Raw genomic sequence first — 1,085 nt, 5'->3', positions numbered from 1 at the left:
GAAGTCAACACTAAGAATTTGACCTCTATTTCTATTGTTTCCTCGAATGATCGCGTGCGTGAAGGGGAGACCGAGACATTCACAGCCTTGGGAAATGTTGATGGCGGTGCCAGCCAGATTGATATTACAAGTTCGGTAAGCTGGTCGAGTTCAGACTCTTCGATTATATCGGTGAATAGTAATGGTGTGGCGACAGGTAAATCTAACGGTACGGCGGATGTAATAGCACGGCTTGCCGACCTTTCGGCGACTAAGGCATTGCGCTCTTCCGATGCACCCTTGGTCTCGATAGCCGTCAGTAATCAACCTGCGAGCCTTCCAGTATGTCAAACATCCTCGCAACAACTGCTTGCAAGGGGAACATATAGTGACGGTGATGAGGCAGACATTTCGGATAAAGTAAGCTGGAGTGTCAGTGATAGCTCGGTTATTTATGTTGGTGATGTAGCGCTGTCTGATGGCTCGAGAGAAGATAAAGGAGTCCTCTCTGGTTTGTCTATTGATGATGCGCAAATCATAGCAAGCCAGGATGATATTGATAGTGAAGGGGTGACAGTTTCAGTCGTGGCGGGAGGTCTGACTAGTATTTCCGTCAGCTCTGCTGATGAAATGCTCTATGCGGAAGAAAGTAGTCAATTTTCAGCGCTGGGTGATTATGGCTCAGACCCCGTTGATATAACTGAAAACGTCCAATGGGGGTCTTCTGATATAACAATTCTGGCATTCTCTGATACCGACACTGGCTTGGCTGAACTACTGCTTGAAGGGTCTAGCAATGTGAGTGCTACTTGTGACCCCGGAGGCTCAGGAGAGCTGCAGTCAGCCTTACTTGCGGTAGATGTAGAGGCAGCGGTTGAGGTGGTATCGCTTCGTGTAAAGTATGGGAATGACAGCTATAACGATGATGACACTATTGAACTGGATCTGGAAGACGGCGAGGCGCAGCTAAAACTCTATACCGTTGATACTAAAGGGGATGAAGGGATTGTTGATCTGGCTGATGAGGAAGAAACTAGTTGGTCGGTGATCGGAACTGCGCTTTCAGGTGAGGCTGCTGACATCTCTAGTTCGGGCTTAGTGACCTT

1 protein-coding gene is annotated in these 1,085 nt (G+C 48.1%); it reads left to right on the top strand.

All coding sequences use genetic code 11. The annotated features are described in order from the left end of the window. Nucleotides 1-18 precede the first annotated feature (18 nt). Nucleotides 19-1,085 (top strand): Ig-like domain-containing protein (locus tag A3763_RS02830; RefSeq protein WP_197482711.1); only part of this gene is annotated, 1,067 nt, incomplete at its 3' end.

Source organism: Oleiphilus sp. HI0128, from assembly GCF_001635365.1.
Note: the sequence above shows the minus strand (reverse complement) of the source record. Positions and strands in the feature narration are given on the sequence as shown.